At 64.9% G+C, this 13,256-nt stretch carries 14 protein-coding genes; 2 read left to right on the plus strand and 12 right to left on the minus strand.

Going from position 1 to position 13,256, the window contains the following annotated elements; translation table 11 throughout:
- The first annotated feature begins 38 nt into the window (after positions 1-38).
- The gene (locus tag QZV93_RS10890) at positions 39-452 is read left to right on the plus strand and encodes a tellurite resistance TerB family protein (protein ID WP_295558374.1); all 414 of its coding nucleotides are present in this window, start codon (positions 39-41) and stop codon (positions 450-452) included.
- On the opposite strand, the gene QZV93_RS10895 is transcribed toward QZV93_RS10890, so the two are convergent.
- Complete coding sequence (locus QZV93_RS10895; protein ID WP_295558376.1) at positions 440-1,090, minus strand: alpha/beta family hydrolase; 651 nt, start codon at positions 1,088-1,090, stop codon at positions 440-442. The two genes, QZV93_RS10890 and QZV93_RS10895, sit on opposite strands and share 13 nt — an antisense overlap.
- Positions 1,091-1,203: 113 nt before the next feature.
- On the opposite strand from QZV93_RS10895, the gene mepA reads away from it, so the two are divergent.
- Complete coding sequence (gene mepA, locus QZV93_RS10900; RefSeq protein WP_295558378.1) at positions 1,204-2,631, plus strand: penicillin-insensitive murein endopeptidase; 1,428 nt, start codon at positions 1,204-1,206, stop codon at positions 2,629-2,631.
- A 52-nt stretch (positions 2,632-2,683) separates the two neighbouring features.
- On the opposite strand, the gene QZV93_RS10905 is transcribed toward mepA, so the two are convergent.
- The 11 genes from QZV93_RS10905 to QZV93_RS10955 all read right to left on the minus strand — a co-directional run.
- Entirely contained in the window at positions 2,684-3,520 is an 837-nt protein-coding gene (locus QZV93_RS10905) for a metallophosphoesterase (protein ID WP_295558380.1), read from the minus strand.
- A 153-nt stretch (positions 3,521-3,673) separates the two neighbouring features.
- The gene (glcF, locus tag QZV93_RS10910) at positions 3,674-5,047 is read right to left on the minus strand and encodes a glycolate oxidase subunit GlcF (protein ID WP_295558382.1); all 1,374 of its coding nucleotides are present in this window, start codon (positions 5,045-5,047) and stop codon (positions 3,674-3,676) included.
- Positions 5,048-5,092: 45 nt separating this feature from the next.
- A complete protein-coding gene (locus QZV93_RS10915) occupies positions 5,093-6,313 on the minus strand; it encodes an FAD-binding protein (RefSeq protein ID WP_295558384.1) in 1,221 nt (406 codons plus the stop codon).
- 22 nt (positions 6,314-6,335) lie between these two features.
- Positions 6,336-7,823 (minus strand): FAD-linked oxidase C-terminal domain-containing protein, encoded by a 1,488-nt coding sequence (locus QZV93_RS10920; protein ID WP_295558386.1) that lies wholly within the window; start codon positions 7,821-7,823, stop codon positions 6,336-6,338.
- 326 nt (positions 7,824-8,149) lie between these two features.
- Positions 8,150-8,371, minus strand: a complete 222-nt coding sequence (locus QZV93_RS10925; RefSeq protein ID WP_295558388.1) for a hypothetical protein — start codon at positions 8,369-8,371, stop codon at positions 8,150-8,152.
- A gap of 231 nt (positions 8,372-8,602) precedes the next feature.
- A complete protein-coding gene (locus QZV93_RS10930; protein WP_295558390.1) occupies positions 8,603-9,643 on the minus strand; it encodes a D-alanyl-D-alanine carboxypeptidase family protein in 1,041 nt (346 codons plus the stop codon).
- Between the two features lie 132 nt (positions 9,644-9,775).
- On the minus strand, positions 9,776-10,381 hold the full coding sequence (gene leuD, locus QZV93_RS10935) for a 3-isopropylmalate dehydratase small subunit (protein ID WP_295558391.1): 606 nt from the start codon (positions 10,379-10,381) through the stop codon (positions 9,776-9,778).
- A gap of 15 nt (positions 10,382-10,396) precedes the next feature.
- A complete protein-coding gene (locus QZV93_RS10940; RefSeq protein ID WP_295558393.1) occupies positions 10,397-10,828 on the minus strand; it encodes a hypothetical protein in 432 nt (143 codons plus the stop codon).
- 81 nt (positions 10,829-10,909) lie between these two features.
- On the minus strand, positions 10,910-11,449 hold the full coding sequence (locus QZV93_RS10945; protein WP_295558395.1) for a hypothetical protein: 540 nt from the start codon (positions 11,447-11,449) through the stop codon (positions 10,910-10,912).
- 288 nt (positions 11,450-11,737) lie between these two features.
- A complete protein-coding gene (locus tag QZV93_RS10950) occupies positions 11,738-12,154 on the minus strand; it encodes a metallopeptidase family protein (protein ID WP_295558402.1) in 417 nt (138 codons plus the stop codon).
- Between the two features lie 114 nt (positions 12,155-12,268).
- Positions 12,269-13,256 (minus strand): 3-isopropylmalate dehydratase large subunit (locus QZV93_RS10955; RefSeq protein ID WP_295558396.1); only part of this gene is annotated, 988 nt, incomplete at its 5' end.

The following is a 13,256-nucleotide window of genomic DNA, read 5'->3' on the forward strand; positions in this document are numbered from 1 at the left end:
ACACCCAATTCCGTGCTTCACTGAGGACCGATCGAAAAATGTCTGAACGCATCTCGGCGCCCGAAGCGCTGATCTTTGCCATGATCACGGTCTCTGCCGCCGACCGCACCATCACCACAGAGGAGCTGGACCGCATCGGCTCCATAGTGCGCGAGCTGCCCCCGTTCCACGCCTTCACCCGCGACTGGCTTGCTGAGACCGCCCAGCAGTGCGGCAGCATCCTTCGCAAGCCGAACGGCATCGCCAGCGTGCTCGCCGTCATCAAGGAGAGCCTCCCGCCGCGCCTCAGCGAGACCGCCTACGTGCTCTGCGCCGAGGTTGCGGCCTCGGACCTTTCCGTGCATGCCGACGAAACGCACTTCATGCGGCTTCTCGCCGACGCACTCGGCATCGACAGGGACGCCTGCATCGCCCTCGAGCGAGGCGCCCGCGCCCGTAATCAGCGCGGCTGATCGAGCCCATCCGCAAACCCGACAATCGTTCCCACGGCCTCGGACAGGTTCGACTCCAGCGTCGCGCCGGAGCTCTTGCGTGGCTTGAGATCGTGGTCCCCATCCCGCAGCCAATGCACGGCAATGGCCGGAGCGAGCCCATAGCCCGCAACCTCGGACGGGACGCCGAACGGATCGCGTTCGCCTTGCAGGATGAGCGTCGGACACGTGAGCGCTGCGAGATGCCGGGTCCGAAGTTGCTCCGGCTTCTCCGGCGGGTGGAACGGATAACCGAGGCACACCAGCCCCGAGATCTGCCGCCGATCAAAAAGCGATTGCGCGGCGAGGCTCGCAACGCGCCCACCGAGCGACTTCCCGCCCACCACGAGCCGCTGCCCCGAGCGCAGCTCCGCGCGAGCGGCCTCGACCGCCGCTTCGTACTCTGACACCAGCGCCTCCGCCCGGGACGGCGGGCGTCGCACGCCGGCCGCCCGCGCGGCCATGTAGGCGAAATCGAAGCGCAGGACACGCAGTCCCGCATCCGACAAGAGATCCGAGACGCGCTCCATCCACGGGCTCGTTGCCGGCGCTCCGGCTCCGGGCGCGAGGATCAGACATGTCCTTGCACGCACGGGCCCCGCCGTCAGAAAGACCGTCATGTCCATTCCTCGTCAGGCGAATTGAACCCGGTTCGCCGTTTATCAGGGGTCTGAGGTCGCAATTTAGCCCCGCGCTGCGCTAAGATGCGCCAACTGATTTGCTGCGGGGACTCATGGCATTCGCCCGACGCATTTGCACAGGACTGATCCTCGCGTGGATGTTCGTGCCGCTGGCCGTGACATCCGGCACGCGCGCGGCCGAGGATACGCCTGCGTCGGGCCCGGGCCCCAGCGAGCCTGCCCACTCCTGGCAAGGACCGGCCACAGCGGCGGCCGAAGCGGCAGCACAGCAGGCCGCAAAGGAAACCGTGGTTCCGCCCCTGCCTCAGCCGGCCGCCCGTCCGGCGACCACCGAAACACCCGCGAAAGCCGCCGAGCCGGCCGCGAGCAAGGAAACGCCCGCTCCCTCCGAGGACAGCGATCCTCCGAAAGCCGCAGCACCCGCCGGGAAGACCGATAAGGCCACCGACACCAAGGCCGCCAAGAAGGACGCCGACAAGCCCAAGAAGCCCGCGCTTGCCGCCAAGCAGCTTTTCGGCTCGGTAAAATCGGCAGCACCCCTCGCCGCCCGCGCCGTGGGATTCTACTCGCGAGGCTGCCTCGCCGGCGGCAAGCCCATCGAGATCAACGGCCCGGGCTGGCAGGTCATGCGCCTGTCGCGCAATCGCAACTGGGGCCACCCGGATCTCGTCACCCTCATCGAGCGCCTGGCCCGCGAGACCACCGAGAAAAAGGAATGGTCCGGGCTTCTGGTCGGCGACATGTCTCAGCCGCGCGGCGGTCCCATGATCTCGGGCCACGCCAGCCACCAGGTCGGTCTCGACGTGGACATCTGGCTCACCCCCATGCCGGATCGCACTCTGACCAAGCGCGAGCGCGAGGACATGTCGGCCGTGTCGATGCTGAAAAACGCCGGCGAGGTCGACCAGAAGGTCTGGGGCGAAGGCCAGGTGAAGCTGATCAAGCGCGCCGCCTCGTATTCCAAGGTCGAGCGCATCCTCGTTCACCCCGCCATCAAGAAGGCTCTGTGCGAAGCAGCGGGCAAAGAAAAGGCCTGGCTCAGCAAGGTGCGGCCCTACTTCGGGCACTACTACCATTTTCACCTGCGCATCGGTTGCCCGTCGGGTTCGTCCAACTGCCAGCATCAACCGCCGGTTCCTGGCGACGACGGCTGCGGCGCCGAGCTGACGGACTGGCTGAAACGCGTCGCGCCGAAGCCGAAGCAGCCGCCGACGGCCGAGCCGACACACCCCGTGAAGCCGGCAAAACCGAAGCCGGAGATGACGCTGGCCGACCTACCGGCCGACTGCAAGGCGGTGCTCACGGCAGGCGGCAACGTACCTCCGACCGTGCCCAAGGAGCTTGTCGACACCAGCAAGAATGCCGCGCCTGAAAAGGATGTCACGGCGACCACCGCCGCGCCGGAGCCGCCCAAGCCTGAGAAGACGGAGAAGGCGGAGAAGACCGGGAAAGCCGACAAGACTGACAAGACCGAGAAATCCAAGAACGCAACGGCCAAAGCCTCCGCATCCACGAACTGAGCGGGTCTCGGCGTCTTCGAATCGGGCCGACCTCACATGAAGCGCGCGCCGTCTAGACAACCACCCCCGGCCGCGGCGGCGGATGGCCGAACGGGCGCACCGGCATTGTGTAGATGTCCGCTGCGGCAACCGTCACGATCTCCCGCTCCGGCCAGCGCAGGGCCGTAAGCTTGCCGCCGAAGCAGCAGCCGGTATCGATGCAGATGGTATTGTTGACCCAATCCGCGTCCGGCACAGGCGTATGCCCGTAGACGATCACGGGGCGCCCGCGGTATTCCGCCGCCCAATGATAGCGGATCGGCAATCCGAACTTGTCCGTCTCTCCGGAAGTTTCGCCGTAGAGACAGAAACGGCGCACCTCGCCCGACACGCGCCCCAGCATCTCCTCCTTGATGCCCGCGTGCGCGACGGCGAGTGTCCCGCCATCGAACCACAGGTAGATGGGAAGACCTTTGAGAAAATTGCGCACCGCCAAGCGGAACGCCTTCGGCTCCGGCTCCATCTGCGCGATCGTACGGTCGAGTCCATGGGACGGCTTCACGTCCTTGCCGTCGAGCCAGCGCTGAAACTTCACGTCATGGTTGCCCGGCACCGCCAAGGCCGCACCCGACTCCACCATGCTCATCACAATCCTGAGCACGTCAGGGGCCCGCGGCCCGCGGTCGACGAGGTCACCGACGAAGACCGCGCGCCGCCCGGCCGGCGGCGTCACCTCGACACGGACGGCCCCCGGCGCCCCGCTCCACGCCACCGCATAGCCGAGCCGCCCAAGCAGCGCCTCGAGCTCCGCCGCACACCCGTGCACGTCGCCAATGATGTCGAACGGACCGCCGTCCTCCCGCCGGTCGCAGCGTGAGAGCTCATCGTCCTGTGGATCGAGTTGGGTCATCGGCGGGTGATCTAGAACGCTTCCCGAGAATTATGAAGCGGTTTTCCGGCAAACGGGCGCGACAAAAGAAAAAGCCGGGATCCTCCCGCGATTTCAATAAGGCAGGAAAGCCCCCTGGACGCACCCGGTGGCGGGCGCAGGACGAAAATAGGATCAAGTCTCGATATAATCTTCGATCTGCCTTTTCGGCTTCGGCACATCGGTCACGAACGCGGCGAGATGTTCGAGACCGGCCGGCGTAGGCCCGCCGTACGCCCAGTCCAGCAGCTCGACCGTATGCACGACCGGAGTGTCGAACCCGGTATTGAGCTGCGTAATGCAACCGATATTACCGGCTGCAACCACGTCGGCCCGCGTCGATCGGATATTCTCGAGCTTGCGCTTCTTGAGCTGGCCCGCGATCTCCGGCTGTAGAATATTGTAGGTCCCGGCCGATCCGCAGCAAATGTGACCTTCGGGCACATCCACGACCGCAAACCCGGCCTGCTTCAACAGCGCTCGCGGCTCGTCGTGGATGCGCTGGCCGTGCTGGAGCGAGCAGGCCGAATGATACGCCACACGCACCGAGCTCCAGCGCTCGGGCGCGCCGAGCTGATACTCGTGCAGGAATTCCGACACGTCCTTCGTGAGGCCTGACACCGTCTCGGCGCGATCCGCGAAGGCCGGCTCGCGGCGGAACATGTGGCCGTAGTCCTTGACCATCGTACCGCAGCCCGACGCATTGACGATAATTGCGTCGATCTCGCCGCGCGCGATTTCCTTGAACCACACCTCGATGTTGCGTCGTGCGAAGCGCTTCGCTTCCGTTTCCTGTCCCATGTGCTGCACGATGGCGCCGCAACAGCCCGCGCCGTGCGCGACGATGACATCGACGCCGCGCCTCGCCAGAAGCCGGATCGTCGCGTCGTTGATATCCGGGCGCAGCACCTGCTGCGCGCACCCGGTCATGAGCACCACGCGCGCCCGTCGCTCGCTGTGCGTCACCGCCGTGCCCGCGCCCGTAAAGCGCCCCTCACGGGTTACGATCGAAGCCGGCGCCAGCGACAGCATGGCCGCAAGCTCCTTCAAGCCGAGACGTTGCAGGAGCGGCACGAACGGACGCGCAAGCGGAACGGCCTTGAGGGCGAGGCGAAAACGCCTGGGGAACGGAATGACGAACGCAAGAAGCCGGCGCAGCGCCCGCTCCTTGAAGCTTCGCGTCGTTTTCTCCTCGATCTCCGCACGCGCCGCATCCACAAGATGCATGTAGTCGACCCCGCTCGGACACGTCGTCATGCATGAGAGGCATGTCAGGCAACGGTCCAGATGATGGCGCACCTGCTGCGTCGGCGCGTGCTCCTGACCGCGCTCCAGCATGTCCTTGATCAGATAGATGCGCCCGCGCGGGCTATCGCGCTCGTCGCCTAGCACGACATAGGTCGAGCACACGGCCGTGCAGAGACCGCAATGCACGCAGCGCTTCAGGATCCGGTCGGCATCGGCGACGCGCGGATTGTTGAGCTGCTCGGGCGCAAAGTTGGTCTGCATCGGTGCTCTTTTCTCGCAAGGCGGACGGAGCCGCCCGGATAGGTCTCACATGGTAGCGTACATGCGCCCGGGATTGAGCAGGCGCATCGGATCGAACGCGTGCTTTATTCCGCGTGTGATCCGATCGACCGCCGGCCCGAGCGGCTGAAACACTTCCACCGTCCGGCGCACGGCTTCGTCCGCACGGATCAGCGTTGCATGACCGCCATGCGTGGCCACCGCACGGCGGATGTCGGCACTGCCGGCATCTGCCGAAGCCGGCGTCTCGAGCCAGATCAGTCCGCCCGACCAGTCGTAGAAGGGTTCCACCTTCATGTGCCGCCGCACCGAGGACACGAGCGAGGCCGCCATGGACGGCGTCGTCGAAATCCGCCACAAGTGCGTTCCATTGGCGGGGAAGAACGACAGCCGCCTGACCTCGCTCCAGAATTCGAGCGAGCTTTCGAGCTCGAGCTCGAGCGGCGCGCCATAGGCCGACAGCACGTCGCGCAGCTTCTGCTTCCGGTAGGTGATCGAGCGCGTGAAGTTCTCGAGCCTGAGCGCCGTGAGCGAGCGCGTTTCCTTGGCAAGCCCCTTGTGCTTGAGCCGTTTCACGAGCGTCGGCGAAAGATGCACGGTGCCGGAGACTTCGTAGGGCTGCGTCATGGCGAGGCTCATCAGCTCGACGGCCAGATCATCCGTCAGGTCCGGGTAGACGAGCGTCAACACGTCGTCCGGAAGCGGCAGCACCTTGAAAGTGACCTCCGAAAGCACGGCCAGCGTTCCCCAGCTTCCGGCAAGCCCCCGCGCCACGTCGTAGCCGGTGACATTCTTCATCACGCGGCCGCCCGACTTGAAGATCTCGCCGTGGCCGTTGACAGCCCGCACGCCGAGAAGGTAGTCGCGCGCCGCGCCGCCCGAGATGCGCCGTGAGCCCGAGAGATTGGCAGCGAACACCGCGCCGATGGTCTGCAATCCGGCGTCCGTCCCAAGCGCCGGCCCGAGATCGATGGGCTCGAACGGCAGCATCTGACCGCGCGACGCCAGCTCGACTTCAATCTGCGAAAGCGGCGTGCCCGCCCGTGCGCTCATGACCAGCTCGGCCGGCTCGTAGAGCGAGATGCCGCGCATGGCACCCGTCGTCAGCGCAACCGGCGCCATGACGGGTCGGCCGACGCCGCGTTTCGAGCCCGCACCGAGGATCTCGACGGAGATCCCGCGCTCGGCAAGCGCCATCATCATGCTTTTCAGCTCCCACTCCGTCGCGGGCCGCATGATGTCGTTCATTCGTCCCACCTTTCGAGACAGATCATGCCGCCTCGGCCGGATCGACCTGATCCGCCGATCTAGCCGTTCGGGCCATGGCCGCCTCGATCACATCGAGAGGAAACACCTTGCCGAAGTTGAGCAGCCAGTCGGGATCGAACACGGACTTGATCCTGAGCTGCACCGCCATGTCGTCATCCGTGAATTGCGCCCGCATCAGGTCCCGCTTTTCGATGCCGACACCGTGCTCGCCGGTGAGGCACCCTCCGACGGAAACACATAGCTTGAGGATCTCCGCACCCGCCGCTTCGGCTTTCTCCGTCTCTCCCGGCTTGTTGGCGTCGTACATCACCAGCGGATGCAAGTTGCCGTCTCCGGCATGGAAGATGTTGGCCACCCGCAACCCGTACGTGCGGCAGATCTCGGCGATCTGATCCAGCACGTGCGGCAGGTGCGCCAGTGGGATCGTGCCGTCCATGCAATAGTAGTCCGAGATCCGCCCGATGGCCCCGAACGCGGATTTCCGGCCCTTCCAGATCTTGGCGCTCTGCTCCTCCGACCCGCTGACGACCAGTGCCAGCGGATTGAGTTCGTGCGCGATCGAGGCGATGTAGGCCAGCCTGTCGGCAATCTCCTGCTCCGACCCCTCGACCTCGATGATCAAGAGCGCGTCCACGTTGGTCGGATAGCCGGCCTTGGCGAAGGCCTCGCACACCTCGATGGCAGGCCGGTCCATGAACTCGATCGCCACCGGAATGATGCCTGAGCCGATGATGCGCGCCACGCAGATGCCGGCCTTCGCCGAGGATTCGAAACCGATCATCATCGGCCGGGCGCCCTCCGCGGCGCGCAGGATGCGCACCGTCGCCTCGGTGATGATTCCGAACTGCCCTTCCGATCCCACGATGAGCGCCAGAAGATCGTATCCCTCGGCGTCGAGATGCGCGCCGCCGATCTCGACGATCTCCCCGTCCATCGTCACCATCTTGACACCAAGCACGTTATTGGTCGTCACGCCGTACTTGAGGCAATGCGCGCCGCCCGAATTCATGGCCAGGTTGCCGGCGAGCGTGCAGGCGAGCTGGCTCGATGGATCCGGAGCATAGAAGAAACCTTCCGGCGCCACGGCCCCGGAGATCGCCAGGTTGGTGATCCCGGCTTCGACGCGCGCAAAGCGATTGTGAAAGTCGATCTCGAGCACGCGGTTCATTTTCGAGACGCCGATCACGATCGCGTCCTCGAGCGGCAGCGCTCCGCCGCAAAGCGAGGTTCCCGCGCCGCGCGGCACCACGCGAATGCCGTTCGCCTTGGCGTATCTCAGCACCTCCGAAACGGCTTCCGTCGACGACGGCAGCACGACCGCGAGTGGCATGCGCCGATAGGCCGTGAGCGCGTCCGTCTCGAACGCGCGCCGCCCGTCCTCGTCGAAGATCACCGCATCGGCCCCGCAGATCTCGGTGAGGTCGCGCACGATCTCGCTTCGTCTTGCGACGATATCCTGATTGGGCAGCGGAAGCTCGATCGACGACATTCTCTACCCCTCGCCTCGCGAAGCTGGGCTATGCGCACCGCCTCACGCCAGCGGACGTTCATAGACGAACGCGCGCCGGAACGCGACCCGGAAGCACACGCAACGCACCGTTGCTTCGGCTCGCCCAACGGACTGGGCGACATATGGGGAGTCTCGCATGGCGAGGGGCAAGCGGCAATATTCGCCCGCGCCCTCAGCGCACGGATTCCGCCCTCCGCGCAACGCTGGTTTCTTACCCTGACCGTTGGCGAAATATCTCGCCAACATGCGGGCTTACGCCAAGCGGTGTGCGTTGCGAATTTGGGCTGTCGTCGGAGCCGCAGGTCCTAGGCGGCGTACTGGCGGTCTTGGCTGCGCTTGCGCACCGTGCGCGCGACACCGCCCCAGGCTTTCGAGCGGCTATCGTCACCGAGCTGAGAATGCAGCAGCGCGAAGAACTCCGCCACCTCGGCGGCCAACACCCCATGCCGGCCTTCGAGCACGACGGCCATCAGCTCGGCATCCTGCAGGGTGGACATGGTTTCGTTCTTGCGGCGCGAGCGGGGCATCTCATCCTCGGAGTAGGGTACGCACCCCAAGGAGCAAGATCGAAGCCAAACCCAACCGGGCGCCGAAACCGCAAATTCTGGCGGCAATTTCCTTTGAATCGCGCCTGACCCCGCAGCTGGCGTCCCATTTTGGCGGAAAGCCCGGGCCCGGAATGGCAATCGCTGTCCCAGCCTGACATGAGCGGGCAGGGCAGCCCAAGTGTTAACAGCCGCCGCGCAGCGAGCCTGGCGTCAGTTTGCAGTCCCCGCCGGATCCGACGCCATCTTGGTCTTTTGCGACGGCGCGCCTTGGTGCTGCTCGATCGGCGCGTCGGCGGCTCGCTGCTTCTTCTTGACGCCCTTGCCCTTGGCAGGCCGCTTGCGCCGGACGCCGGTGCCGCACTCGAACGAAAGCACCGCTTTGCGCACGCTGGTCACCGCCTTGGCGTCGGCCGCGATGGGCATCGTGTCGAGGCTCTGCGAATGATTGAAGAGCTGCTTCCAGCCGTAGCTTTGGAAGCCGTGCTCGAGCAGCGTTGCCGCACGCACCGTGCGTTTCCCGCCGGTCGCCTCGCCGAGCACCACCGCCATGATCTGCCGCCCGTCACGCGTCGCGCTCGCAACCACGTTGAACCCGGAATCGCAGATGAAGCCGGTCTTCATGCCGTCCGCGCCCTCGAAGGTGCGCAGAAGCCCGTTGTGCGAGCCGATGAAGATCTTGCCGATCTTGGCGTTGAACATGGACCAGTAGGGAATGTGCTCGGGATAATTCTTGATCGCCGCCCTCGCGAGCTTCCCGAGATCGCGCGCCGTCGTCACCTGCTCGGGTGCCGGCAGCCCGTTCGGATTGACGAAGATGGTGCGCGTCATGCCGAGACGTTGCGCCGTTTGGTTCATGCGCGCCACGAACTCGGGCTGCGAGCCGCTGACCGCTTCGGCAAGCATGACCGCCACATCGTTCGCGGACTTGATGATCAGCGCCTTGAGCGCCTGATCGACCGTGAGCGTGGCCGTCGGATGCAGGCCAAGCTTGCTCGGCGGCTGCATCATCGCCTGCTCGCTATAGGGAATGCGCTGCTCCAGCGTGAGCTTGCCGCTCTTCAGGGCCTCGAACGTCAGATAGGCCGTCATGATTTTGGTGAGCGACGCCGGATGCCATTGGTCGTCCGCATCCTCGGCATAGAGCACCTTGCCGTCGGACGGATCGAACACGAGTGCAGGGCCGGCGAAAGCGGCCCCGGCAAGAAGAAGCGTCAGCGCCGACAGTGCGGCAGAGAGAAATCCGGCTCGCATGGATATCCTGCCAAATGCGGAAAAATCACTTCGGCAACTAACACATTCGCCGGGTGCGTCGCAATTGCACGGCCGCGATTCCGCCCATCGTGTGGTCGTGCGAGCGCACGGGGACGTCATCTAATCAGGCGACTACGCCCATGGCCGCGCGTCGGCATCCCGTGCCTCGAATTCCTTGATCGCCTTTTCCTTTTCCAGCGTCAGGCCGATGTTGTCCAAGCCGTTGAGCAGGCAGTGCTTGCGAAACGGATCGATGTCGAAACGGATGACACCACCGTCGGGCCCGCGAATTTCCTGGGCCTCGAGGTCGATGGAGAGCGTTGCATTGGCGCCGCGGCCCGCGTCGTCCATGAGCTTGTCCACCTGCTCCTGCGGAAGCTTGATGGCCAGAATGCCGTTCTGGAAGCAGTTATTGAAGAAAATATCGGCGAAATCCGGAGCGATGACGCAGCGGAATCCGAAGTCGAGCAGCGCCCAGGGCGCGTGCTCGCGCGAGGAGCCGCAGCCGAAGTTCTCCCCCGCGACGAGGATTTCCGCGCTCCTGTAGGCCGGCTTGTTGAGCACGAAGTCCGGGTTCTCGTTTCCGCTCTGATCGTAGCGCAGCTCGTAGAACAGGGCTTTGCCGAGCCCCGTGCGCTTGATCGTCTTCAGAAATTGCTTCGGGATGATCATGTCCGTGTCCACATTCCGGAGCGGAAAGGGAGCTGCGACGCCCGTAAGCTTGATGAACTTCTGCATGTGGTGTCCTGAATTTCAGGCGCGCAAGGCATCGGCCAGCGCGCGGAAGTAGCCTTCTGCAGCGAGCAACCGGTCGACGCGGATCTTGGCCGCCGGTGCCTCCGGCCCGGCCAACGCCCCGCGGGGGCCGAGCTGCTCCAGACGCCTTTTAACGCCAGCAAGCTTTCGTCCGTCAAGATGGTGCTGAAGCACGCCCACCAGGGTCTCCAGATACCCCGAAATCCGCCCGAACTCGCGGGTAAGCCCCCGATGCGCCGCTTTATCGGCCGGTGCCGCCGCCAATCTCACCGCGTGACGGGCGGCACGGCCCAAGGTCTCCGCGATGGCCTCGGCGTAGCGGGCCACCTTGGCGCGCCGCGTCCGGTCCATGGCGGCAAGCGCTCCGGCCCAGCGATGAACCGTCTCGGCGATCGAAAGCAGCCGTTTCGGGGTATCCAACAAAGACATGGCAAACGGCCGGCCCAATATCTGGCTTGCCGATGCTAGCCTGCGCCGTAAGAGCGGGGACAATTACCTCGCAAAAGCCGCCTAGCGGATAGCCGGATCGGCAAAGCACTTCCGCATGTACTCGCAGCGATGCGAGCCCGCGAAATGCATGCTGTCGCCCTTGGCCGGTGCGATGAACGCGCAGATCTCCTCGAGGCCGCTCTCGTTCAGCCAACCTTGGCGGCGTCCACGCTGGACCGCAAAGCAATCGGCCGTCTCCTCGTCGGGACCACGGAACTGATGCCCGCACTCATGTGCGAAGATCCAGAGCTTGACCGACGTCGACACCTTGGCCAGCAGCCTCGGGTTGAGGATCAGAAAGCCGGGATAGGCCGCGCCATAGTCGTCGAGCTGACTGTCGATCACGGTCGGTCGCTGGCCGCAAACCTGCTTGCGCCCGTCGAGGGTGAGCTCGCCCGGAGGCAGCACGTGGGCATCGCCGCCCACATGCTCGGCGTACTCTTCGGGAGTGGGCACGTCGTCCGCATAGGCCATACGCGGCGCAAGCAGAAGCACCGCGAGGCCGATGCCCAGCAAAGACCGGCAAAGGAATTGAATGACCGGACGGCAAACCGTCGTCAAATGAGCACCTCTACGCGACACCGCACGCGCCCCGGAGAAACCCTAGAGTGCTTCCCGAACACTGGGAACCGGTCATAGCTGGGCCATGCCCATGACCGAACCCGAAGAAGCACGACAAAGCAACGAGCTAGGGTCGTTCCGCGGTCCCATCGAACCTGAGTGACCCTAGCAGGATCAACATCGCCTGCAAAAGTTAACATTCACTCAGGCATAAACCCCGACCGCGACAACGATATGAGTGTGTCCCAGATACCGCGGCGAGCCCCGGCGGGCGGACCCGCCGGCCATTCACTGCGACGCCTGATCCTCGATCTCCTCCATGTCGTCGTCGGAGAAGCCGAAATGATGGCCGATCTCATGCACGAGCACGTGCGCAATGATGTCCCCTAACGGCTCGCCACTCTCGGTCCAGTAGTCCAGAATGGCCCGGCGATAGAGAAACACCATGTCCGGCTCGCGCGGAGCATCGAGCACGCTTTTCTTGTCGAGGCTCAGACCCTGGTAAAGCCCCATGAGGTCGAAGGGACTGTCGATTCCGAGCTCATCCAGGACCTCGTCGAGCGCAAAATCCTCGATCCGGATCACGAGATCGCCGCAGACGTCGCGGAACTCGGGCTCGATCCGGCCCCAGGCGGACGATGCCATGACCTCGAAGTCGGCGAGCGTTGGCGGTGTCGCCGATTTCCAGTCCGTCGCGCCCGCCATGCCGTGCTCTCCCGCCGAGTTGATCGCGAACGGGAGAAATAGGCGCTTCGGGGGCGCCCGTTCAAGGGCCATGGCGAACGCGCCTCGGAGCCAAGCGGTCCGAAGCGCTCATCGCTAGTTCTGCCAGCCGCGGATATCGACGAAATGGCCACTGAGCGCCGCCACGGCCGCCATCGCCGGCGAAACGAGATGCGTACGCCCCTTGTAGCCCTGCCGGCCCTCGAAGTTGCGGTTCGAGGTCGAAGCACAGCGCTGACCGGGCTTAAGCTGGTCCGGATTCATGCCGAGGCACATTGAGCAGCCGGGTTCACGCCACTCGAAGCCGGCATCCTTGAAGATCCTGTCCAGCCCCTCGGCTTCCGCCTGCTCCTTCACGAGGCCGGATCCAGGCACGATCATCGCATAGGCGAGCCGATCCGAGATCTTGCGGCCTTCCACAATCTTCGCCACCTCGCGCAGATCCTCCATGCGCCCGTTGGTGCATGAGCCGATCCAGACCACGTCGAGCGGAATGTCCGTGATCTTCGTGCCGGGCGTGAGGCCCATGTAGTCGAGCGCGCGCACCATGGAGGCGCGCTTGTTCTCGTCCACGACCTCCGAAGGGTTCGGAACCACGCCGGCGATCGACACCACGTCCTCGGGACTCGTGCCCCACGAGACGATCGGCGGCAGCTTGGCAGCGTCGAGCCTGACCTCGCGATCGAAATGTGCGCCCTCGTCCGTAGCCAGCGTCTCCCAATACTTGAGCGCCGCGTCCCACGCTGCCCCCTTGGGCGCCTTGGGGCGACCTTTGATGAAGGCATAGGTCTTCTCGTCGGGAGCGATCATTCCAGCGCGTGCGCCACCCTCGATCGACATGTTGCAGACGGTCATGCGGCCTTCCATCGAAAGCCCGCGGATCGCTTCACCCGCATACTCGATGACCGAGCCCGTGCCGCCTGCAGTGCCGATCTCGCCAATGATGGCGAGAATGATATCCTTCGCCGTCACGTGCGCGGGCAGCTTCCCGTCCACCGTGACGCGCATGTTCTTGGCCTTCTTCTGCACCAGCGTCTGCGTGGCGAGCACGTGCTCGACCTCGCTGGTGCCGATGCCGTGCGCC

The sequence above is a fragment of the uncultured Hyphomicrobium sp. genome (genome assembly GCF_902826555.1).
Taxonomy (GTDB): Bacteria; Pseudomonadota; Alphaproteobacteria; order Rhizobiales; family Hyphomicrobiaceae; genus Hyphomicrobium_C.

What these genes read in the sequence shown, in the direction of transcription:
- QZV93_RS10890 (WP_295558374.1), top strand. Translation starts at nt 39, where the DNA reads ATGTCTGAACGCATCTCGGCGCCCGAAGCGCTGATCTTTGCCATGATC.
- QZV93_RS10895 (WP_295558376.1), bottom strand. Translation starts at nt 1,090, where the DNA reads ATGACGGTCTTTCTGACGGCGGGGCCCGTGCGTGCAAGGACATGTCTG.
- mepA (WP_295558378.1), top strand. Translation starts at nt 1,204, where the DNA reads ATGGCATTCGCCCGACGCATTTGCACAGGACTGATCCTCGCGTGGATG.
- QZV93_RS10905 (WP_295558380.1), bottom strand. Translation starts at nt 3,520, where the DNA reads ATGACCCAACTCGATCCACAGGACGATGAGCTCTCACGCTGCGACCGG.
- glcF (WP_295558382.1), bottom strand. Translation starts at nt 5,047, where the DNA reads ATGCAGACCAACTTTGCGCCCGAGCAGCTCAACAATCCGCGCGTCGCC.
- QZV93_RS10915 (WP_295558384.1), bottom strand. Translation starts at nt 6,313, where the DNA reads ATGAACGACATCATGCGGCCCGCGACGGAGTGGGAGCTGAAAAGCATG.
- QZV93_RS10920 (WP_295558386.1), bottom strand. Translation starts at nt 7,823, where the DNA reads ATGTCGTCGATCGAGCTTCCGCTGCCCAATCAGGATATCGTCGCAAGA.
- QZV93_RS10925 (WP_295558388.1), bottom strand. Translation starts at nt 8,371, where the DNA reads ATGCCCCGCTCGCGCCGCAAGAACGAAACCATGTCCACCCTGCAGGAT.
- QZV93_RS10930 (WP_295558390.1), bottom strand. Translation starts at nt 9,643, where the DNA reads ATGCGAGCCGGATTTCTCTCTGCCGCACTGTCGGCGCTGACGCTTCTT.
- leuD (WP_295558391.1), bottom strand. Translation starts at nt 10,381, where the DNA reads ATGCAGAAGTTCATCAAGCTTACGGGCGTCGCAGCTCCCTTTCCGCTC.
- QZV93_RS10940 (WP_295558393.1), bottom strand. Translation starts at nt 10,828, where the DNA reads ATGTCTTTGTTGGATACCCCGAAACGGCTGCTTTCGATCGCCGAGACG.
- QZV93_RS10950 (WP_295558402.1), bottom strand. Translation starts at nt 12,154, where the DNA reads ATGGCGGGCGCGACGGACTGGAAATCGGCGACACCGCCAACGCTCGCC.